The organism is Bacillus sp. 2175, from assembly GCF_057812155.1.
Genome location: NZ_CM173819.1, coordinates 2,696,694 through 2,717,111 on the forward strand (window position 1 = coordinate 2,696,694; position 20,418 = coordinate 2,717,111).

Sequence of the window (20,418 nt, forward strand, 5' to 3'; positions counted from 1 at the left end):
AATAAAGCACTATTAAGAGAAGAAGAACATACTAAAAAGCCAACTTTAAAAAGTTAGCTTTTATTACAATTTCTTTATCCCATTTTTAGTACCAATAATTGCTGTACTCGTCATACTTATAAACAACCCTGTTTCAACTACACCAGTAATCATTTTTAATTGGGTGTGTAAATGGGCAGGATTAGAAATATGATTAGGGAATATACAATCGATAATCAGGTTATTGTTATCGGTTATATAAGTTTCATCATTTTTCAAACGTAACGTTGTTTGACACCCTAAAGACTGAATTTTATTTTCGGTTTGTTTCCATGAAAAAGGGATGATTTCAACAGGTAATGGAAAATTACCTAAATGTGTTACAAATTTCGATTCATCAGCAATGATAATTAGTTCTTTAGAGGAAGAGGCAACGATTTTTTCACGAAGTAATGCACCACCACCGCCTTTTATAAGTTGTAAATTTGAATCAATTTCATCCGCTCCATCAATTGTAAGATCAAGGCTTTGTACGTCGTTTAACGAAATTAGGGGGATATTTAGTTGCTGTGCTAATGCTTCAGTTTCCTTTGATGTTGGTACAGCTTGAAATGATAATCCTTCTTTTACACGTTCACCTAATTTTTGTATTGTCCAATATACAGTAGAACCTGTACCAAGCCCAATTTTCATGCCATCATTTACAAAGTTAGCAGCATATTCGCCAGCGAGCTGTTTTAAATTCATCACTTTACTCCGCCGGGCGTGGCCCAGCATCAAGACCTGAATTTTCAACTGTAAGTACCGGACGAACGACTATATCTTTATGTACACGCATTTGACAAGATAATCGTAAATGATCTTCAATTCCTTTTTCCGTCATTGCATGTTTCTCATTCGCACTCGCTTCACAGAAATCACCTGCTAGTATTTCTACTCTACAAGTTGTACAACGTGCATTCCCGCCGCAACGATGAAGAATGTTGACACCGCTATCTTCAATTGCTAATACTAACTTTGTTCCTTCTTTCACATCAAAAGTTCCCGCACCTTCAATTGTTAATTTTGGCAAATTTGTTCCTCCTCACGTAAAATTGTACATAACATATTTATGACCGCGAATTATTGAACATAAACATTATTTTTTTATATCCCCGTAACTTTTTTTAATGTTGAATCGTTTATTAAGTAAGCGCTGAAAAGGAGTGGTTATTTTGTGCACAAAAGTAACTCATGTTTTAAAGAATCATATCGATATGAATCATTCAAATATAAACTTTTTAATTGAACAATATGGAGAGTTAAAAAGATACTGTACTTTTTTAACGAAAAACAAATGGGATGGGGAAGATCTCGCCCAAGAAACAGTGTGTAAAGTGCTTCGAAAATATAGAAATAAAGATATTTGTATGACACTCGTCTATAAAATAGCAAGAAATCGTTGGTTAGATCAGATGAAGTCTAAGTCTGTTCATGAAAAAATAAGAGGACAAATCACTTTTGAAGAACCACATGAGAACATTGCAGATTTGCATGAAATGGTAGGGAAAGTATTGTCTTCATTAAATGTACAGCAATCCGCAATTTTATTATTAAAAGATGTTTTTCAATATAGTATCGCTGATATTGCTAAAGTGTGTTCTGTATCAGAAGGTGCAGTGAAAGCTTCTTTATTTCGGAGTAGAAATAGGCTGAAAACTGTAAGTGAAGAAGGGATTGAGATAGTCGAATTCACAGAGGATATTGAAGTTGTTGTAACATCTATTCGTGAGGAAAGACCAGAATTATTAACGAAGCTTCTTCCGACAATAGATTTTACTAAATTACCATCTAAACAGCCAGTCTTATTATTTAATGTGAAAAACCCTTCTTCCTACAGTTATATGCTTTACGCAGCATAACAAGTATTGGAGGGATTTAAAATGAATGCAATTCCATATGTAGTAGAACAAACAAAATTAGGAGAACGTTCCTATGATATATATTCAAGGTTATTAAAAGACCGCATTATTATTATCGGCTCAGAAATTAATGATCAAGTAGCGAGTAGTGTCGTAGCGCAATTATTATTTTTAGAAGCAGAAGATGCAGAAAAAGATATATTCTTATACATCAATAGCCCTGGCGGTTCAACGACAGCAGGTTTTGCAATATTAGATACGATGAATTTAATTAAACCAGATGTGCAAACGCTATGCATGGGCTTTGCGGCATCATTCGGTGCATTGTTATTATTATCAGGAGCAAAAGGAAAACGGTTTGCTCTCCCTAACAGTGAAATTATGATTCATCAGCCGCTTGGTGGTGCACAAGGGCAAGCAACAGAAATTGAAATAACTGCGAAAAGAATATTAAAGTTAAAGCATGATATTAATAAAATGATTGCAGAAAAAACGGGGCAACCGATTGAAAGAGTAGCACATGATACAGAAAGAGATTATTTTATGACTGCAGAAGAAGCGAAGGCATATGGGATTGTAGATGACGTTGTTACGAAAAAATAAGTTGAAAACAGGCTAGAGGATATCCTAACCCTCTAGCCTATTTTTATTAATCTTTTATCCATTCATTAACTAGCGCTTGATTCTTCTTAATCCATTTTCGCGCCGCTTCTTCGGGATCTTTCGTTTTATTTAACTCGACCATTAATGTACCAAGCTGTTCATCGTTCATCTTCCATTTGTCAAAGTATTTTATGATATCCGGATGGTCTTTTTCGAAACCTTTACGAACAGAGTAATAAATGTCATCTTTTTCACCATATACTTTCTTAGGGTCTTTTAAATATTTTAAGTCAAATTCTGAAAAGCCCCAATGCGGATTCCAAAGCGTAACAGCGATTGGTTTCTTTTTCGTATATGCTTTCTTTAGTTCACTCATCATCGCAGCTTCAGAGGATTGGACAAGTTTTAGTTTTATATCATATTCTTTCATTGCTTTATTCGTTAAATTCATAAGACTACTACCGGGTTCGATACCGACAATTTTATTCTCTAGTTCATCTTTATGAGCATTTAAATCTTCGATACTGTTTATGTTTTTCATATAAGAAGGGACGACTAAACCTAGTCCAGTACCTTCGTACCATTTTGATTTTAAGACAATATCATCTTTATAACGATCGTTTAGCGGTTTATCTGTAACTGGTAGCCATACTTCTAAATTCGCATCAACATCACCACGAGCGACACCAGTCCAAATTGCGGCTTTTTCTAAATACATGAGCTCAACTTTGTAGCCTTTTTCTTCTAATAAAACTTTCCACATGTTTGCGGTTGCAATATTTTCTTTCCAACTTGTTACACCAAGTTTAATTTTTCCTTTCGAATTTGCATTTGTTGCATTACATGAAGTGAAAATCATAGTAATAAATAATGCAAGGCATATAAACCAAATTTTCTTTCGCATCGAAAACCTCCTAAGTAACGTTTGCCTTATAAAATAAATGTATAAGTAAGCATTCTTATTATGAACGGAAACGAGAATTTTAAAGAAATCTTATGAATGTCATTTTTATGTAATATTTCTTTGTAAAATCGCAACACTATGTGAATAGATGGGTAGAAAAGGAGTAGTGACATGGATAATACAAAGGTGCGTGTTGAAAACGTAACAAAAGTATTCGGGAAACATCCGCAAAGGGCCCTTTCCTTATTAAAAGAAGGAAAAAGTAAATCGGAAATTTTAAAAGAGACAGGAATGAACGTTGGGGTGAAAAAAGCAACGTTTGAAGTTTACTCTGGAGAGATTTTCGTTATTATGGGTTTGTCTGGTAGCGGGAAATCTACGCTAGTTCGTATGTTAAATCAATTGATTAAACCAACTGCAGGTCATATATACATAGATGGTGAAGACATCGCAACGATGGGAAAAGAAGAGTTACGGAGAGTAAGAAGAACGAAAATGAGTATGGTATTTCAGAAATTCGCTCTATTTCCGCATCGTACAGTTATACAAAATGTTGCATATGGTTTAGAAATACAAGGAGTTCCGGTTGAAGAGCGAGAGAAAAAAGCGTTAGAATCGCTACAGTTAGTAGGACTCGATCATCATAAAGATAATTACCCAAGTCAACTTAGTGGTGGTATGCAACAGCGCGTTGGAATCGCAAGGGCACTAACGAATAATCCAGATGTATTACTAATGGACGAGTCATTCAGTGCATTAGATCCACTTATTCGAAAAGAAATGCAAGATGAATTGTTAGAGTTACAAGATAAAATGGAAAAAACGATTATATTTATTACGCATGATTTAGATGAAGCGCTTCGAATTGGAGATCGTATCGCATTAATGAAAGATGGAGAAATCGTCCAAATTGGAACACCAGAAGAAATTATGATGAGCCCCGCTAATGAATTTGTAGAAAAGTTTGTTGCGGATGTGAATTTAGGAAAAGTAATTACGGCGGAGTCTATTTTAAAACGACCAGAAACTTTATTAATTGATCGTGGACCTCGTGTAGCCCTTCAAATTATGAGGAATGCAGGTGTTTCAACTGTATATGTTGTAAACAAAAAGTATGAGTTTTTAGGTATATTAACTGCGGATGATGCGAGTAAAGCAGTACAAAAACAGTGGCCGATTGCTGATTTATTACTTAATGATATTCCGCATGTGTATTTGGATACTTTACTGGAAGAGACATATGCAAAAATGGCAGAGATGAAATATCCGTTACCAGTAATCGATGAGAAGAAAAGGCTAAGAGGAATTATTAAACGTGAAAGTGTCATTCAAGCTCTTGCAGGAAACATTGAGGAAGAGGTGAAAGACGATGAATAGTATACCGCGGATTCCATTAGGGGAATGGGTCGACTCATTTGTTGCAAGTTTATATGAGCACTTTGAAGGCTTATTCCGAGGATTCTCTTATATTATTGGCGGATTTGTTGATTTACTCACTAATTTTTTAACAATAATACCCGCCATATTGATGATTATTATCTTATGTTTCCTCATTTGGTACACAACGAGGAAATTATCTTTAGTCATTTTTACGCTTATTGGATTATTATTTATTTTGAATATTAACTACTGGGCACAAACAATGCAAACATTAGCACTCGTACTTACGTCTGTTATTATTTCAATTATTGTCGGAATTCCAATTGGTATATTAGCATCTCAAAATGAACGTTTCTCAAAATTTTTAAAACCAACATTAGATTTTATGCAAACAATGCCTGCATTCGTATACCTTATTCCAGCGATTACATTTTTCGGAGTAGGTGTAGTACCTGGAATTATTGCATCAGTAATCTTTGCAATGCCACCGACAATTCGTTTTACTGACTTAGGAATTAGACAAGTTCCAGAAGATTTAATTGAAGCAGCGAATGCATTTGGATCCACAGCATCACAAAAACTATTTAAAGTACAATTACCACTTGCAACCGGAACGATTATGGCTGGTGTGAACCAAAGCATTATGCTTTCGTTATCGATGGTTGTAACAGCATCACTTGTAGGAGCTCCAGGACTTGGAGTTGATGTATATCGCTCTGTAACACAAGTTAATATCGGAATGGGATTTGAAGCTGGATTAGCTATCGTAGTAATCGCAATTATATTAGATCGAATTACACAAGGGTTCCATACGAAAAGAAAATAATGAATAAAAAACACACTTTTATAATACAAAGTGTGTTTTTTATTGCATCCAGATCACATACGAACGATAACAGAACCTCCAGCTGGTGCACAAACTTGGTTTTTTTGTTGTTCCATTGATTTAATTAATTGATTATTTTCCTCGATTAATGAGATTAATTTAGTTAATTGATTTTCAAGACTTGCAATACGCTGCATCATATATTGTGAATCATGATGCAATGTATTCCTTGCGGGATGAGGGGAATAAACATACTGTTGATTTATATTTGGATTCCAATGAGGATACATTTGAATCGTTCCTCCTTCAATAAATTACGAAGCTTTCTTATAGTAAATGCCTATGTATAATTAATAGTTACTTGAAAATTTTCCAATATAAAAGGAGTATGTACAGAAAATGGAAAATATTATATGTAAAGTTACAGTACATTTTTTGGAAATATTTAAGCGAGATAGTCCTTATATTAATACATTCAAGTAAATGTATGTTATTTAGGGAGAAATGATGGGAGGAGATGTAATTTTGGCTAAAAATAAAAAAAGAAATGATGCTTTGGCAATAGGTGTCGGTATAGGAGTTGTAATTGGTGTATTTCAAGGGCACTTTACAAATAATTTAGTAATCGGAATTGTGATTGGGATTATAATTGGGATTGCGTTTTTGAAGAAATAATGAGATGTAAATTCATTTCAAAAATTGTTGTATCAAAAGAATGAAAATTCGGAATACTAAACCTGTTTTTCCTTTTTTTGTGATATTATATATGAAAAGGAAGGTGATGGATATGTCAACAAACAATCAAATAGAACAAAACTGTTTCATTTGCAAAAAACATATAGGAAATATTATAGTTCCAGGTGGAGCTATTTACGAAGATGAACTCGTTTACGTTGGACATGTCCACTGGGATAGTGAAGAAACATACCTGGGTTATGTAATGATAGATATAAAAAGACATGTACCTGGCCTTGCTGAACTAACAGATGAAGAAGCGAAAGCGTTCGGACTTATAACAAGTAGAGTAAGTAAAGCGTTAAAAGAAAGCGAAGGTGCAGAGCATATTTACACTTTTGTTTCAGGAAATGGTGTACCACATATGCATATGCACATTATTCCGCGTTATCCGAATACACCAAAAGAGTTTTGGTCACCAACCGAGATAGCGAAATGGACTGGCGCACCATATGGTGACGAAGAGAAAATAAAAAAACTATGTGAAAGAATACGAAAGTATATGGTAAATGAGTATGCATACAAAAAATAATACACAATATTCATGGGTTGGAAATATAGAAATGTGTTTAGGAGAAATTTCAGTTAAACAATATGGTGATATTGTACTTGGTAAATATGGTGGGAATATAAGTGCTGGAGCGAAAAAGAATGAAGATGGTGCATTAGTTTGGTCAAATGGTGAATGGGAATTTGCAGCTATTCTAGATGGACATAATAGTGCGGAAAGTGTTGAGTTAGTAGTAAATACAATCGAAAAAGAATATGAAAATATAAAAGTAATTTTGAATGAACCAATTAATACAGTGTTTCAGTCTGTTGAAAATCATATACTTACAATTTTTCAGTCATCTTCATTTAAGGAAAAGTGCAAAAAAATTAAAGGTGAAACAGCTTGCTTACTATGTGTAAGGAAAGAAAATTATATATGGTGGCTTTCTATCGGTGATTGTTTAGTGTATGTATTTCATGAAGAGTTACATAAGTTAGGACAATATGCATTAAATCAACGTCATTTTTACGAATGGATTGGAAATGTAAACACATTTGATTTACCTGTTCCTTGCTATTCATCAGGTATTCGTGAATTACGTACTGGAAAGAACCGAATTGTAATGGTGACAGATGGAGTATTAGAATGCGGGGAGCGCCGATATGAAATACCTTTAAATTTGCATATTGCTATGCACAGAAATGATAAAACACTTAAAGAAAATATTCACAATGTTTTAGAACACGTGCATCATCAGTTGGGACGTGATAGTGCGACAATTATTAGTTGGGACGTAGAAAATAAAAGGAATGCTACGTATCCGAGTGATCAGCCGGAGAAAAGGTAAAGGAGGAAACATCACTGTTTTGGGTTAAAGGAATTTTATTAATAGTATGGATTATATCCTTAGTTGTTTTTGAAAAAGTAGTGAGGAAAAAACTAAATATACCGAAACAAACAGACTGGAATAGTAAATATGTAAACAACTTTCATAAATGGGGCACTAGGGCTCTTATTATTTCTTATATAATTTTTACGATGATATGTGCTACTTTAAATCCCGTTTATATTAGTAATTTACCCATTTTATTTTTAATAACTTTATACTGCTTTCAATCATTTATGGAGTGGAAATTTGATAAAGAATCGAGGGAATATGTCATTTCTTTAGGAACGGTTCCGCTATTAGTAATAACAGGAATTATTCTTAATTTTTTCTTTTATACCTATTGGATTTAATCATATGTGGAATGAATGGGGAGACAAAATGAAAAATCCTAAATTACGTGCTGAAGCAATGATTTTAAATGAAGATCATTCTAAAGTACTTGTACAATGCAATGAAAATGAATCATTTTATCGTTTTCCAGGTGGCTCTATTGAATTTGGTGAAACGTCAAAAGAAGCAATAATTCGAGAGTTAATAGAAGAATACGATTTGAAAGTTGATGTTCAAGAGTTAGCAATTGTAAATGAACACATTTTTGAGTGGGACAACGAAAAAGGTCATCATTGTACATTGATACATTGGGGGACTGTTGAAAAAATCATTACAAATGAAATAAGGCATAAAGAGCATGAGGATATTATATTAATTTGGAAAAGTCTAGAGGAATTACAGGAGAAGCCGACATATCCTGAAGGCATCATAAGTTATTTAGAAGGGGATAACCGTAATATAGTCCAATTTATTTCAAGTAATTAAATGAAATAATAGGAGGGGGGAAAATGGGAGGTTCTACTTTTTGGATTATAACTATTGTTTTTTGTATAGCTGTCTATTTTCTCGATAAGTTTTTAAGAAAAAAATTGAATATGCCCAAGGGTGGTTTTTGGGGATATAAAAAACATGTAAATAGTTTACATAAAAAATTGGAAATAGGACTACTTTTTATTTATTTAATAACTAGCTTTATGTTTATCTTTAAATTTGAAAGTATTAATATTGCTTATGTCATTTTTACTTATTTAGGTGGGACGTTAATCTTAAGAGCATTGATGGAATGGAAGTATGATAGAGAGTCGAAAGAATATATATTTTCGGTAATTGGGGTATTCACGTTTATTTTTATGACTTCGATACTATTTTACTTCTTTCCACCTGCTGTATAATAAAAATTTGATAGTACAAATAATGAAATAACTAATAAACAAGAAACCATTTACTACTAAATGGTTTCTTGTTTATTTAAGCATTTATTTTAGTTAATATAGATGTAATGAAATTAGTTTTATCCTCTGCATACTTATGTTTATCAGTAGGATTAGCTTGTGAAAGTTGAATCTTTAACTGTTCATACTGCATGCGTGCAGTTTTATTGTCTATTAAGTAATCACGAAATTGTAATTGTTCTATTAAATATGTATTCCCTTGTTCATACATATGAATTTGATGAGTTCTTGGTTCACCTTTATTAAAATAGTATCTTTCGGGTAATACTTCTTTTCTATATTTATAGTTTAGTAGTTCTAACTTTTTAATACAATGTATACCGTCCGTATAATTTTCTAATTCAATTGCTATATCAATAATTGGCTTTGCACTTAAATATGGAATAGAAGTACTACCAATATGGTGTATTGCTAAAATATGTTCGCCAATTTGTTCCTCAATGAGTTGTTTCTCTTTCATAAACTCAATTTCCCATTCTTCAGTCCACGGCACTAAAAACACTTTCCCATACGGTAAACCTAACATTTAATTAGCATCCCTTTCAAAATAGTTTTCAAAAAGTTTATTACATTTTCTTAAAGCTTCTCAAAACAAGGTGTTCCCACAATCTCCAAGGAAGAATCTTCTTCGCAAAGATCATAAATTTCACACCTTTACCGATTGGATATCGTAAATTTGTACGCTTAGATTCAGCAATTTCTGCAATTTTATTAGCAACATCTATCGGATTACCAAATGTATCACTGCCGCTATTAATATGTTTTTGTATTTTATCCATATACTCTTTGTAAGGAGATGTTGTATCAGATTGGTTTTCAGCGAGTTGTTTCCCAACCTCCCATATGTTTGTGTTATAAGAACCTGGTTCAATTAAAGCAACATCTATTCCGAAAGGTTTTACTTCTAAGCGAAGTGATTCACTCCAGCCTTCTAATGCATATTTTGAAGATACATAAGGAGATAAACCAGGGAATCCAACTTGGCCGCTAATGCTGCTAATATTAATGATTTTTCCACTTCTTTGTTTTCTCATATACGGTAAGACAAGCTGAGTAATTGATATAGCCCCAAATAGGTTCGTTTCAAATTGTTTGCGGTATTCCTCTACTGGAATTTCTTCTACAAAGCCCCCATTTGCATATCCTGCGTTATTAATAAGTAGGTCTACTCTGTTTATTGCTTTTATATATAATTGAAAGTTATGTATAGAATTTTGATCTGTTACATCTAATTGTTGAACTTTTATATTTTGCTGTAAGTTGAGTTCAGTAACTTGAGATAGTAAGGTTCCTTGTTTTTCTAGGTTTCGCATTGTAGCAATGACTAAATAGTCTTTTTTCGCAAGTTCAAGCGTTGCTAATAGGCCGAATCCACTTGAAGCCCCAGTAATAATTGCAATTTTTTTATTCATTGTCGGCTCGCTTTCTTTTTCTTTTATCATAACGAGATATAAAGGTAAAAGCTATTTATTGTATAAAGATATTTGTTATAATTGAAAATGATTATCAATTGATTGTAATTTGTATATAAAAGGAGTGTGGATTTCATGAAGACTAACAGTTTTCATGATATTTTTAGTAAATATTTTCATGGGTTACAAGTTGTAGAAGAAAGATATATGTATGTGCCAAAAACAATAGGTATGGGTGAAGTGCGAAGGTGGAGCTCGTTTTCTGGAATGGAAATAGTGCTATCAAATTACCAGTTCCATAAAAACCATCGCATTCAATTTGCATCGGATGCAGCAATGGTGGAACTTAATTTTTGTTTACAAGGATCCGGGGAAGTACAAGTTGGTTACTCTACAAATAAATTAATGGCTGGGAATAGCTATTTATACTTTATGAATGACTTTGAAGTTCTATTTGAATATGAAAAAGAAACTCCACTATATTCATTAGCAATTGGAATTCCTGTACAGTTGTTTAATCATTTCATGCTAAATTGTGCTATTGAAAAAAGTCATGATTTTCATACTATAATAGGAAATCAATCTTTTAAAAAGTTTCAAACCCCCATTGATGCCCTAACATCTAATATTATTAAGAGAATGTTAGAGAATCCCCAAAAGGATCGTATTAATCAACTCGAAATAGAAAGTAAAGCGCTCGAATTGCTTTCTATATACTTTGGGAAAGTATTACTGAATGATCGTGATGCAAATAAAAGGAGCCAATTATCCAAAAAGGATTTAAATAAAATAAAACAAGCTGAAGAAATTTTACTTCAAAGAATGGAGTCACCCCATGCCCATCAACTTAAGGATAGAAACTCTACGGTTTTCCATTAATTGAAATGAACAAACTTTTAAACAGTATAATCCTCTTAAAAATGAGCATACGAAATAAACCCTAACGGGTTTCATTTTTTTCTTATGCAGCTTTCTTTTGTTTTCTCAATCCATTATACTCATAGACAACACCCATAATATCAAAGATAGTTTTCTTCTCATATCGATGGGATTTCCGGCCATTTTTCTTTAGTAGGGTAAACAGGCGGATTAAAACCTTTGTTATTATACGGGTGTTTCTCTGTATCGCTTGATATAACAGGGATAGATGATCTTGAATCATCCCAATTGCTTTATATTCGCTTAGTTCTCTTTTGTGCTTTTGCAACAGAAGTTGGCGCATCTTAAACATCGTGGAAGAACATATAAAAATGGCAATGAGTTTTCCATACACATGGCATTCTAATCGCTCTTGTTTGATAGTTTGCCAATGATGAATTTGAAATAGAGATTTCCACGTTTTAAATATGATTTGTCGGGTAAAAGACTGGCGCGGTATCAGTTGTGATCCGTTTCCAGCCTCTCCCCATAAGAACTGCTCGTGAGGTTTTCCCTCAAGCAGCTCACCCCATAAACTTCATCAAAAGGGTTATGAGACCTATCAAATGGCAGACACTTTCATCGGAAACTCTCTGCACTTTTCAGGGGAAGGACTTTCCAGTCCCAGTAAAGCCCCAGTACACCATAGAGATATTCGTTACTCCATCTCTGCCATCCGATGCTACGCTTTCGTCGTCGTTTCCTTCTCGTTAACAGTGTGCGAATTTTCATCTCCGTATAATCACGTACTTCACTGAAAGCTTGACTAGAGTTCCCAACCCGGAAGTAGTTCACCCATCCAGTCAGTACGGCATTGATTTGTTTTATTAAGTCTTGTGCTGGCTTCGCTCCTGCGTTTTGAATGAGTTCGCGAATTTTTGCTTTCACTGTCGTGCGAGCTTTCTTCTTCGGGATCATGAAAACGAAGAATCCATTCTTATTTCGGTTCGGTATTCGTCTCAGGTCAAATCCTAAAAATCCGAAGGATTCTCCTTTTAGGACATTGACCATCTGAGTCTTCTCCAGATTCAGTTCAACTCCCAAAGGCTTTAACTGTTCCCACAGTCGTCGTAATGCCAGTTCAGCCCATCCACTTTTACTGGAGTGTCCGCTTACAGCGATAACTATATCGTCGGCAAAACGGTGATAGTTTACAGCTTCGTAATTGCCATCAGCTGTTTTACGTCGAATGGTATCAAATGTCCAATCCACTTCATTGAGGTAAATGTTCGCGGCTAGTGGAGAAAATGGTCCCCCTTGCGGGACACCGATCTTTCCTGTTGCCTTAATTACCTGTTTTACAAGATGCATAACCTGTGGGTCTTGGACACGTTTCGCGATTTTCTCCAATAATATGTTGTGTCGGATTGTATCAAAGTAGCGTGACAAATCAACATCAATTATTATGGTCATACGGCGCAATATACTGCGTCGTACTTCTGCCAATGCCTGATGTGGAGAGCGTTTCGGCCGAAACCCATACGAGTTTGGACAGAAATCAGCTTCAAAAATTGCTTCTAATATGAGTTTTAGCGCTCCTTGTACTACACGATCTCGTATACACGGAATTTGCAGAGTTCGCATTTTGCCGTTTGTCTTTGGGATTTCTACTTTTCGATTGGCTTGTGGTTGGTATATTCCAGCTTGTAATTCTTCTTGAATACCCGTTAAGAATGGGATAACTCCTTCTAGTTCTATATCAGCAAAACTTTTTCCATCAATGCCTGGGGCACCATTGTTTTTCCTCGCCTGTTGATATGCTTCGTGAAGGGTTGTAATTTTGGTAATGTGGGTAAATATCCCCCAAAACCGGTGCGTAGGTTCAGACTTCGCCTTTCGATAGATTCGTTGCCTTAGTTCCTGCAAAGTGATGGGTGTTTTTGTCATAGCACCCTTGCCTCCTTTAGTCATACGAAATGTTTACAGGTTCGGATCCTTTCCTCCCCGCGTGTTTTGCTGCACGCAGATCTCTGGTACTACGATCCGTTCCGCCACCCTGACACCTACCGTTCTCACTTCCCGATCGCGGTTATAGAGACGGTCTCCTCGATGAGATTTCTTCATCGGGTGTCGAGGGCTTCTCCAGTTTCCACATTATCTTTCTCTCCATGTCGCCGCTGATACCCCGCCGGTGAGAACTGCCGTTCCAGACTCGTTTCGGTCAGTTCTTGTTGCTTTCGCACGTTATCGACCGTCTCAGCCACCGGAATTGCGTGTAACGAGGCTACATCTACGTTCACTGTACGTTACAACCTGGAGATTTGCCCACATGCCTTTTGCATGTGATGTCAGAGGGCTTCGCCATGTCGCTTTCACTTCATGGCGCCTCTCAGGCTACGGGAGTGGAGTCTATTCTCCCGATTGGACTTTCACCAACTAGATAATGTGTCCTTATCTGGACACGCCGATCTGCCAGCGGAGGGAGTAAAAATCATGGATTTGTTCCATCGGAACCACTTCCCAAGGCGTATTCGTAACATATATGTTGATACCCGTTAATCGTTTACTCTTTTCTGAAAATGTAATCCCCTTTTTACTTTCGGTATAGCTTTGTTTTTTTCTACGTTCCAGTATTTGTTCCTCTGTTAATCGGTAGATAATTACTCTTGTAAATAATCTTTGATTCTTGCCAATATACGACTCTTTTATTTCATACGTTTGTCCTGGTTTTAACGTGTGCATAATGTTCTCTAAATCAACTTGGATATACTGTGACTGTTTTTTGATTGTCCCATTTCGAAAGTATTCTGGAAATGGATTTTTCGTATAGACGGTATGGTTTAACTTAAGTCTTGATATATAGCACACGCCACGTTGATCCATTTGATCTAAGTCTTCCAATGAAAAATATCCTAAATCACGAATACACAGATCACCCGGCCGTAAGGTATCTAAGCAATCTGTTCCAAATGTTTTATCATTATTTTTTCCAGGACCTACCTGGAAGTTTAAAAACTGTCCGCTGTGTAAGTCATATTCTAATTGAATCTTGATACCTGCAGTTTGTGCACAACCACCTGACCCAGGATATACATGTGCTAAATGTTTCGGTACTTGGAAAATCGTCGCATCTAAAATACGGATTCGTTGAAAATACGTGAGTGCTGCACTTGAAATGGCTGATGTTTTACAAAGTTTACTTTTCCATAATGCAGAAAAAATATATTTCAAAAATTCAACCGCTTTTTTATCAAAGCGTTTATTGAGTCCTTCTGGACTCATAAGAGTGCCTGTGGCGGCGTGTAATTGACTGCATAGTCGAACGAGAGAATCACTCGCTGTACGTTGACTGACCCAGATACATATGGTAGCTAATTCATTTCCTGAAAACTTTCGTTTTCTTTTTACAAAACCTAATTCTTTAGCGAGTTCTTCCAAAAGAGAAGGGGTTAAATGACGATACAGCTCTTCAGAAAATAGTTGTAATTCATCTTGAATTGAAAGATTCATAAAAAATGTCATCCTTTCTAGCTAGCTTTTTAGAAAGAATAACGTTTTTTGACACTTGGGGGTAGTGCAAATTCTTAAGTTGATGGGCATGTGGAGTCACCCCCATCATTATTAGAATTAGCTAAAATAGTAGGATTAAATGATTATAAATTAAAAATTGGTTTTAAAGAATTATTTGGCACGTCCACATTTGCATATTTAAGAGAACAGCGAATGGAAAGAGCAATGCTTTTATTGCGTTCGGGAACTAGTAATGTGACCGAAACGGCAGTTGCTGTTGGATACAATAATATTAGTCATTTTTCAGAGTCATTTAAAAAGAAATATGGAATGAAACCTTCTGAAATTTTGCGTATGTATTAAAAATCCGTTATACCGTAAACTCCTCCACCATTTGGTAGTTGTATTTCGTCATAATCATTATAATTACAATCAACATCCAATTGGAAATAATTTTTTATGGAGGAATTTAAATGAAAGAGCGGAATGAAAGTCATTTTTGGATATTTGTATTAATAGGAATCTTTCTTATTATAACAACAACTGGTTTCGCCCGTATGGCATATGGAATTATACTGCCATTTATGCAGGAAGGACTTCACTTATCTACGGCTCAATCAGGTATGCTAGGAACCATACTTTTTTTAGGTTATTTATTAACTGTAGGAACATCTGGAATATTTACTATCCGTTTTGGCGCAAAATCAGTTTTATTAATAGGCAGTTGGTTCGTCGTTATAAGCTTAATGGGATTAGCGTTTGTTTCTTCGTTTTGGATAGTTGCTTTTTGTATGCTATGTGCTGGAGCTGGTAGTGCTCTTGTATATACACCACTCATGTCAATAACGGTAGGGTGGTTTCCAGACAAAAGAGGAACTGTAATGGGACTGTTATTAAGCGGTGCAGGTATAGGTATGCTATTTAGTGGAATAATTGTTCCTTATGTAGTGCGCACATTTCCTGAGTATAGTTGGCGTGGTGCATGGTTTTTGTTTGGAGTTATTACATGTATCATTGTATTTGTCGCTTCAGTTGTTTTGAAAAATCCAGAAGTTACTGAAGATGAGCAAAAAATGAGTAATAAATCGTTTTTATGGAAAACGAAAGAACTATATATCATTGCATGGATGTATTTTATTGTTGGTGTTGTATATTTAATTCCAAATTTATATCAAACTAGTTTTATGATTGATAGTGGTATCTCAGCATCAATTTCGGGGACTGTTTATGCAATTGCTGGCATCTTTTCAATCGTAGGAGCATCTGTCTGGGGATTTATTTCGGATCGAATTGGTATAAAGAAGAGTTTATGTAGTGCGCTTTTATTAGCTATTATAGGTGATATGGCTCCAATTATATTTGGAAATATAACTGGTTTTATCGTGTCGGCAATTATTTGGGGTTCTAGCCTCGGAGGTATACTATTATTAATTCAAGTTGCAGCTTCAAAGCAAGTATCTCCGAAATATGTCTCAATGGCAATTAGTTTTATATCTGTTTTCTATGCAGTTGGGCAAATGATTGGACCTGGAATTGCGGGCTGGGTTATTGGGAGAAGTGGTTATGCATTAGCTTATGTATTAGGTGCTTTCGGTTTCTTTATGTGCATATGTATGGGGTTATGCTTAAAAAGAGGAAATCTTACAAACTCAGCGTATTTAGAGAAGTGAGTATTGTCATGAAATGAATCTTTTTAACAGGAGGGAAGAAAAATGGTCCATGTGAAGGATGTATTAGCGGATCAATTGTTGGCGAATGCAAACGATCCCAGTTGGTATATTCCATTTTCAGATGCAGTGAAAGATCTATCTGAGAGAGAAGCTTTCTGGAAACCGAATGAAGAGAGTAATAGTATAGCTGAAATTGTACAACATTTACTGTATTGGAACTCAACGTGGCAAACTAGGTATAAAGAATCAAATGTGAATGCAGTACCCGCTATTGGAGATAATAACAAAAGTTTTATGCTTTCAGATAATCAAACTTTCGATGAATTACGGGAAAAACTACTAGAAAAACTGTTACAATGGCAAAATCTTATAAATGAAGAAAAGGTTGAAAGTGATGTAGTAGGATTTCCTGTTTCTGCAAAGTGGTGGGAAGTGTTAGCGAATGTAACAACTCATAATGCATATCATATTGGCCAAATTATTTACATCCGAAAATTACAGCGGAGCTTTGATAATGAATAAAATAATAGTTCTCAAATTAGGTGAACAAAAGTGGACAAAACGAGACAGATGTCTCATTTTGTCCACTTTTTTATTATGAAAGAAAAGAGAAAACTTATTAAATCAAGGATTAGAATTTGGCACGGTACTTGCAATATAAAAGATGATCAAGAAAATAGGAGGGCTGGACATGTTAAAAACAACTGAAAGTAAAGGGAATGAAATTACGAAAGAACAAGCTCGTTGGATGTATGAAAAAATGTTAGAGATTCGTAAGTTTGAAGATAAGGTACATGAATTGTTCGCGCAAGGCGTTTTGCCAGGTTTCGTTCATTTATACGCAGGTGAAGAAGCGGTAGCAGTTGGTGTATGTGCCCACTTAACGGATAGTGACAGTATTACAAGTACACATAGAGGTCATGGACATTGTATCGCAAAAGGTTGTGATTTAAATGGTATGATGGCTGAACTTTTCGGGAAAGCGACAGGATTATGTAAAGGTAAAGGCGGTTCCATGCATATTGCGGATTTAGATAAAGGAATGCTTGGTGCTAATGGCATTGTAGGCGGGGGTTTCCCACTTGCTTGCGGTTCAGCATTGACAGCTAAATATAAAGGAACAAAAGATGTAAGTGTTTGTTTCTTCGGTGACGGAGCAAATAATGAAGGAACATTCCATGAAGGGGTTAATTTAGCGGCGATTTGGAAGTTACCAGTTATTTTTATTGCAGAAAATAACGGTTACGGTGAAGCAACTACATTTGAATATGCTTCAAGTTGTGATTCTATTGCGGATCGTGCAAAAGCTTATAATATTCCAGGCGTTCAAGTAGATGGAAAAGATCTTCTAGCTGTATATAAAGCTGCTGCAGAAGCAGTGGAACGTGCGCGTAATGGTGATGGTCCAACAATTATTGAATGTATGACATATCGTAATTACGGTCATTTTGAAGGTGAAGCGCAAACATATAAAACATCAGAAGAAAAAGAAGAACATTTAAATGAAAAAGATGCGATTGTGAATTTCCGTAAGCATTTAATTCATGAAGGTTTATTAACGGAATCTGAACTTGTTGATATGGAAAAAGCAGTAGATGATGCAGTACAAAGATCCATTGAATTTAGTGAAAATAGTCCATACCCAGACGATGAAGAATTATTAAAAGATGTATACGTTTCTTACAAATAAGAGGAGGGTGAAAAATTATGACTAGAACAGTAAGTATGTCAACTGCAATTAATGAAGCGATGAAAATCTCAATGCGTCGTGATGAAAATGTAATTTTAATAGGTGAAGACGTTGCAGGCGGTGCACAAGTTGATCATCTGCAAGATGATGAAGCTTGGGGTGGTGTTCTTGGTGTTACGAAAGGACTTGTACAAGAGTTTGGCCGAAATCGTATATTGGATACACCAATTTCTGAAGCGGGTTATATGGGAGCTGCGATGGCAGCTGCTGCAACTGGGTTACGTCCGATAGCTGAATTAATGTTTAATGATTTTATTGGTAGTTGTCTTGATCAAGTATTAAACCAAGGTGCAAAATTCCGCTATATGTTTGGTGGTAAAGCGAAAGTGCCAGTTACGGTACGTACGATGCACGGTGCAGGTTTTAGCGCAGCTGCACAACATTCACAAAGTTTGTATGCCTTATTTACGAGCATTCCAGGTATAAAAGTTGTCGTTCCTTCTACTCCATATGACGCAAAAGGCTTATTATTAGCGGCAATTGAAGATGACGACCCGGTAATCTTCTTTGAAGATAAAACACTTTACAATATGAAAGGTGAAGTGCCGGAAGGGTATTATACAATTTCTTTAGGAAAAGCAGATATTAAACGAGAAGGTTCTGATGTAACAATTGTCGCAATCGGAAAACAAGTTCATACAGCACTTGCAGCTGCAAAGCAATTATCGAAAAAGGGGCTTGAAGTAGAAGTAATTGATCCACGATCTTTATCACCGCTTGATGAAGATACTATTTTATCATCTGTTGAAAAAACAAATCGTCTTATCGTTATTGACGAAGCGAATCCAAGATGTAGTATCGCAACAGATATTGCGGCAATTGTAGCGGATAAAGGTTTTGATTTGTTAGATGCACCTATTAAACGAATTACAGCACCACATACACCTGTTCCGTTCTCACCACCACTTGAAAAGTTGTATTTGCCAACGCCAGAAAAAGTAATTGAAACTGTATCAGAAATGATTGGAGACCAATCTTTATTACATGTGTAATAAAACGATGAGAAGGGAGAGAGACACATGGCTGTAGAAGTTGTAATGCCGAAGTTAGGTATGGCGATGAAAGAAGGTATTATTACGAGCTGGAATATTAAAGCAGGCGATAATGTAGCAAAAGGAGAACTAATTGCTAGTATTAATTCAGAAAAAATTGAAACGGAAATTGAAGCGCCAGCTGATGGTACGGTACTTGATATAGCTGTAAGTGAAGATGAAGGAGTGCCGCCTGGTACTGTAATTTGCTACATCGGTAAACCAAATGAAAAAGTAGAAATGCAGGAAAGCACACATGTGGTAGAAGAAAAAACATCTAATATAGAAGTACAAAATCAAGAACCAAATGGGAAAGAAGTAGCGAAGCAAAGAATTAAAATTTCACCTGTAGCGAAGAAAATTGCAAAGTCTGAAAATCTGGATATCAAGGCATTAGTTGGTACAGGTCCTGGCGGAAGGATTACAAAGGCAGATGTATTAAAGGCGCTAGAAGAAAGAGTAGCAAATCCAGAAGTACCTGAACAAGAAGAAAGTACAGTCGTTCCTGTTACTGGTATGAGAAAAGCAATTGCGAGTCGTATGCATGCAAGCTTACAAAATAGTGCGCAATTAACGTTAACGATGAAAGTAGATGTTACAGATTTAGTTGCATTACATAAAGACATAGCGAAAGTTGTGCAAAAACGATACGAAAACAAACTAACCATTACGGATTTCGTTTCTCGTGCTGTTGTATTAGCGCTTAGAGAGCATAAAGAAATGAACAGCGCTTATATAGATGATGCCATTCATCAATTTGAACATGTGCATTTAGGCATAGCAGTCGCATTAGAAAAAGGATTAGTCGTTCCAGCTATTCGCTTTGCAAATAATTTATCTTTAGTAGAGTTGTCTAAAGAGATTAAGGATATGGCACAAAAGGCGCGAGCAGGTAGCTTAAGTAGTGATGATATGCACGGAACGACATTTACAATTAGTAATTTAGGTAGCTTTGGTATTGAATATTTCACACCTGTATTAAATACACCTGAGACTGGTATTTTAGGTATTGGCGCAATTGAACATGTTCCTGTATATAAAGGGAAAAAATTTAAAAAAGGTAGTATGTTACCTTTAAGTTTAACATTCGATCATCGTGTACTAGACGGTGCACCAGCAGCTGCATTTTTACGCACAATTAAATATTATTTAGAAGAACCTATAACAATTCTTTTATAAAGAGAAGGTGAGAGA

At 35.4% G+C, this 20,418-nt stretch carries 22 protein-coding genes and 4 pseudogenes; 17 read left to right on the forward strand and 9 right to left on the reverse strand.

Going from position 1 to position 20,418, the window contains the following annotated elements; all coding sequences use genetic code 11:
• Positions 1–63 precede the first annotated feature (63 nt).
• Complete coding sequence (gene rpiA, locus ACXKY9_RS14100) at positions 64–726, reverse strand: ribose 5-phosphate isomerase A (protein WP_001049986.1); 663 nt, start codon at positions 724–726, stop codon at positions 64–66.
• 4 nt (positions 727–730) lie between these two features.
• Positions 731–1,051 (reverse strand): 2Fe-2S iron-sulfur cluster-binding protein, encoded by a 321-nt coding sequence (locus ACXKY9_RS14105; protein ID WP_001125388.1) that lies wholly within the window; start codon positions 1,049–1,051, stop codon positions 731–733.
• A 142-nt stretch (positions 1,052–1,193) separates the two neighbouring features.
• On the opposite strand from ACXKY9_RS14105, the gene ACXKY9_RS14110 reads away from it, so the two are divergent.
• Together ACXKY9_RS14110 and clpP are read left to right on the forward strand one after the other, a co-directional pair.
• A complete protein-coding gene (locus tag ACXKY9_RS14110) occupies positions 1,194–1,880 on the forward strand; it encodes an RNA polymerase subunit sigma-70 (RefSeq protein ID WP_000337520.1) in 687 nt (228 codons plus the stop codon).
• A 21-nt stretch (positions 1,881–1,901) separates the two neighbouring features.
• A complete protein-coding gene (gene clpP, locus ACXKY9_RS14115; RefSeq protein WP_000991610.1) occupies positions 1,902–2,483 on the forward strand; it encodes an ATP-dependent Clp endopeptidase proteolytic subunit ClpP in 582 nt (193 codons plus the stop codon).
• A gap of 46 nt (positions 2,484–2,529) precedes the next feature.
• Here the strand turns inward: clpP and ACXKY9_RS14120 are convergent, their stop codons facing one another.
• Entirely contained in the window at positions 2,530–3,387 is an 858-nt protein-coding gene (locus ACXKY9_RS14120; protein ID WP_001227621.1) for a glycine betaine ABC transporter substrate-binding protein, read from the reverse strand.
• A 171-nt stretch (positions 3,388–3,558) separates the two neighbouring features.
• Here ACXKY9_RS14120 and ACXKY9_RS14125 point away from each other — a divergent pair, with 171 nt between their 5' ends.
• Together ACXKY9_RS14125 and ACXKY9_RS14130 are read left to right on the forward strand one after the other, a co-directional pair.
• Positions 3,559–4,764, forward strand: coding sequence for a quaternary amine ABC transporter ATP-binding protein (locus ACXKY9_RS14125; protein WP_000370606.1), 1,206 nt, complete (start codon positions 3,559–3,561; stop codon positions 4,762–4,764).
• On the forward strand, positions 4,757–5,593 hold the full coding sequence (locus ACXKY9_RS14130; protein ID WP_001084760.1) for an ABC transporter permease: 837 nt from the start codon (positions 4,757–4,759) through the stop codon (positions 5,591–5,593). Before ACXKY9_RS14125 ends, ACXKY9_RS14130 begins: the two co-directional genes overlap by 8 nt.
• Positions 5,594–5,646: 53 nt before the next feature.
• On the opposite strand, the gene ACXKY9_RS14135 is transcribed toward ACXKY9_RS14130, so the two are convergent.
• On the reverse strand, positions 5,647–5,883 hold the full coding sequence (locus ACXKY9_RS14135; RefSeq protein WP_000283222.1) for a hypothetical protein: 237 nt from the start codon (positions 5,881–5,883) through the stop codon (positions 5,647–5,649).
• Positions 5,884–6,100: 217 nt separating this feature from the next.
• Between ACXKY9_RS14135 and ACXKY9_RS14140 the strand changes: the two genes are divergently transcribed.
• From ACXKY9_RS14140 to ACXKY9_RS14165, 6 genes are all read left to right on the forward strand, one after another.
• Complete coding sequence (locus tag ACXKY9_RS14140; protein WP_000508470.1) at positions 6,101–6,268, forward strand: glycine zipper domain-containing protein; 168 nt, start codon at positions 6,101–6,103, stop codon at positions 6,266–6,268.
• Between the two features lie 91 nt (positions 6,269–6,359).
• Positions 6,360–6,860, forward strand: coding sequence for an HIT family protein (locus ACXKY9_RS14145; RefSeq protein WP_003284488.1), 501 nt, complete (start codon positions 6,360–6,362; stop codon positions 6,858–6,860).
• A complete protein-coding gene (locus tag ACXKY9_RS14150) occupies positions 6,844–7,668 on the forward strand; it encodes a PP2C family serine/threonine-protein phosphatase (protein ID WP_000556972.1) in 825 nt (274 codons plus the stop codon). The genes ACXKY9_RS14145 and ACXKY9_RS14150 overlap by 17 nt, the downstream gene beginning before the upstream one ends.
• Before the next feature lie 53 nt (positions 7,669–7,721).
• Entirely contained in the window at positions 7,722–8,060 is a 339-nt protein-coding gene (locus tag ACXKY9_RS14155; protein ID WP_074628857.1) for a DUF4181 domain-containing protein, read from the forward strand.
• Positions 8,061–8,088: 28 nt separating this feature from the next.
• Entirely contained in the window at positions 8,089–8,526 is a 438-nt protein-coding gene (locus tag ACXKY9_RS14160) for an NUDIX domain-containing protein (RefSeq protein ID WP_000795353.1), read from the forward strand.
• Between the two features lie 23 nt (positions 8,527–8,549).
• The gene (locus ACXKY9_RS14165; protein WP_000509504.1) at positions 8,550–8,933 is read left to right on the forward strand and encodes a DUF4181 domain-containing protein; all 384 of its coding nucleotides are present in this window, start codon (positions 8,550–8,552) and stop codon (positions 8,931–8,933) included.
• 76 nt (positions 8,934–9,009) lie between these two features.
• Here ACXKY9_RS14165 and ACXKY9_RS14170 read toward each other — a convergent pair whose 3' ends face one another.
• Both ACXKY9_RS14170 and ACXKY9_RS14175 read right to left on the reverse strand, forming a co-directional pair.
• Entirely contained in the window at positions 9,010–9,519 is a 510-nt protein-coding gene (locus ACXKY9_RS14170; protein WP_000901213.1) for a GrpB family protein, read from the reverse strand.
• Between the two features lie 40 nt (positions 9,520–9,559).
• A complete protein-coding gene (locus ACXKY9_RS14175; RefSeq protein WP_001034785.1) occupies positions 9,560–10,405 on the reverse strand; it encodes an oxidoreductase in 846 nt (281 codons plus the stop codon).
• 135 nt (positions 10,406–10,540) lie between these two features.
• Here ACXKY9_RS14175 and ACXKY9_RS14180 point away from each other — a divergent pair.
• Positions 10,541–11,239: pseudogene (locus ACXKY9_RS14180) on the forward strand (AraC family transcriptional regulator); the annotation flags it as partial.
• A gap of 127 nt (positions 11,240–11,366) precedes the next feature.
• On the opposite strand, the pseudogene ACXKY9_RS14185 reads toward ACXKY9_RS14180, so the two are convergent.
• From ACXKY9_RS14185 to ACXKY9_RS14195, 3 genes and pseudogenes are all read right to left on the reverse strand, one after another.
• A pseudogene (locus tag ACXKY9_RS14185) lies at positions 11,367–11,759 on the reverse strand (IS4 family transposase); the annotation flags it as partial.
• A 143-nt stretch (positions 11,760–11,902) separates the two neighbouring features.
• Positions 11,903–13,210 (reverse strand): group II intron reverse transcriptase/maturase, encoded by a 1,308-nt coding sequence (gene ltrA / locus ACXKY9_RS14190; protein WP_000169371.1) that lies wholly within the window; start codon positions 13,208–13,210, stop codon positions 11,903–11,905.
• A 513-nt stretch (positions 13,211–13,723) separates the two neighbouring features.
• Positions 13,724–14,773, reverse strand: a pseudogene (locus tag ACXKY9_RS14195) (IS4-like element IS231C family transposase); the annotation flags it as partial.
• Between the two features lie 90 nt (positions 14,774–14,863).
• Between ACXKY9_RS14195 and ACXKY9_RS14200 the strand changes: the two are divergent.
• The 6 genes and pseudogenes from ACXKY9_RS14200 to ACXKY9_RS14225 form a co-directional block, all read left to right on the forward strand.
• A pseudogene (locus ACXKY9_RS14200) lies at positions 14,864–15,136 on the forward strand (helix-turn-helix domain-containing protein); the annotation flags it as partial.
• Positions 15,137–15,246: 110 nt separating this feature from the next.
• The gene (locus tag ACXKY9_RS14205) at positions 15,247–16,443 is read left to right on the forward strand and encodes an MFS transporter (RefSeq protein ID WP_000664568.1); all 1,197 of its coding nucleotides are present in this window, start codon (positions 15,247–15,249) and stop codon (positions 16,441–16,443) included.
• 42 nt (positions 16,444–16,485) lie between these two features.
• Positions 16,486–16,965: a DinB family protein gene (locus tag ACXKY9_RS14210; protein ID WP_000233782.1), complete on the forward strand. Its 480-nt coding sequence runs from the start codon at positions 16,486–16,488 to the stop codon at positions 16,963–16,965.
• A 169-nt stretch (positions 16,966–17,134) separates the two neighbouring features.
• Positions 17,135–18,133 carry an acetoin:2,6-dichlorophenolindophenol oxidoreductase subunit alpha gene (gene acoA / locus ACXKY9_RS14215; protein WP_000921275.1) on the forward strand — a complete coding sequence of 333 codons (999 nt, stop codon included), beginning with the start codon at positions 17,135–17,137 and terminating at the stop codon, positions 18,131–18,133.
• Positions 18,134–18,150: 17 nt separating this feature from the next.
• The gene (gene acoB, locus ACXKY9_RS14220) at positions 18,151–19,185 is read left to right on the forward strand and encodes an acetoin:2,6-dichlorophenolindophenol oxidoreductase subunit beta (protein ID WP_000198907.1); all 1,035 of its coding nucleotides are present in this window, start codon (positions 18,151–18,153) and stop codon (positions 19,183–19,185) included.
• 27 nt (positions 19,186–19,212) lie between these two features.
• Complete coding sequence (locus ACXKY9_RS14225; RefSeq protein WP_000257770.1) at positions 19,213–20,403, forward strand: dihydrolipoamide acetyltransferase family protein; 1,191 nt, start codon at positions 19,213–19,215, stop codon at positions 20,401–20,403.
• Positions 20,404–20,418: the final 15 nt, after the last annotated feature.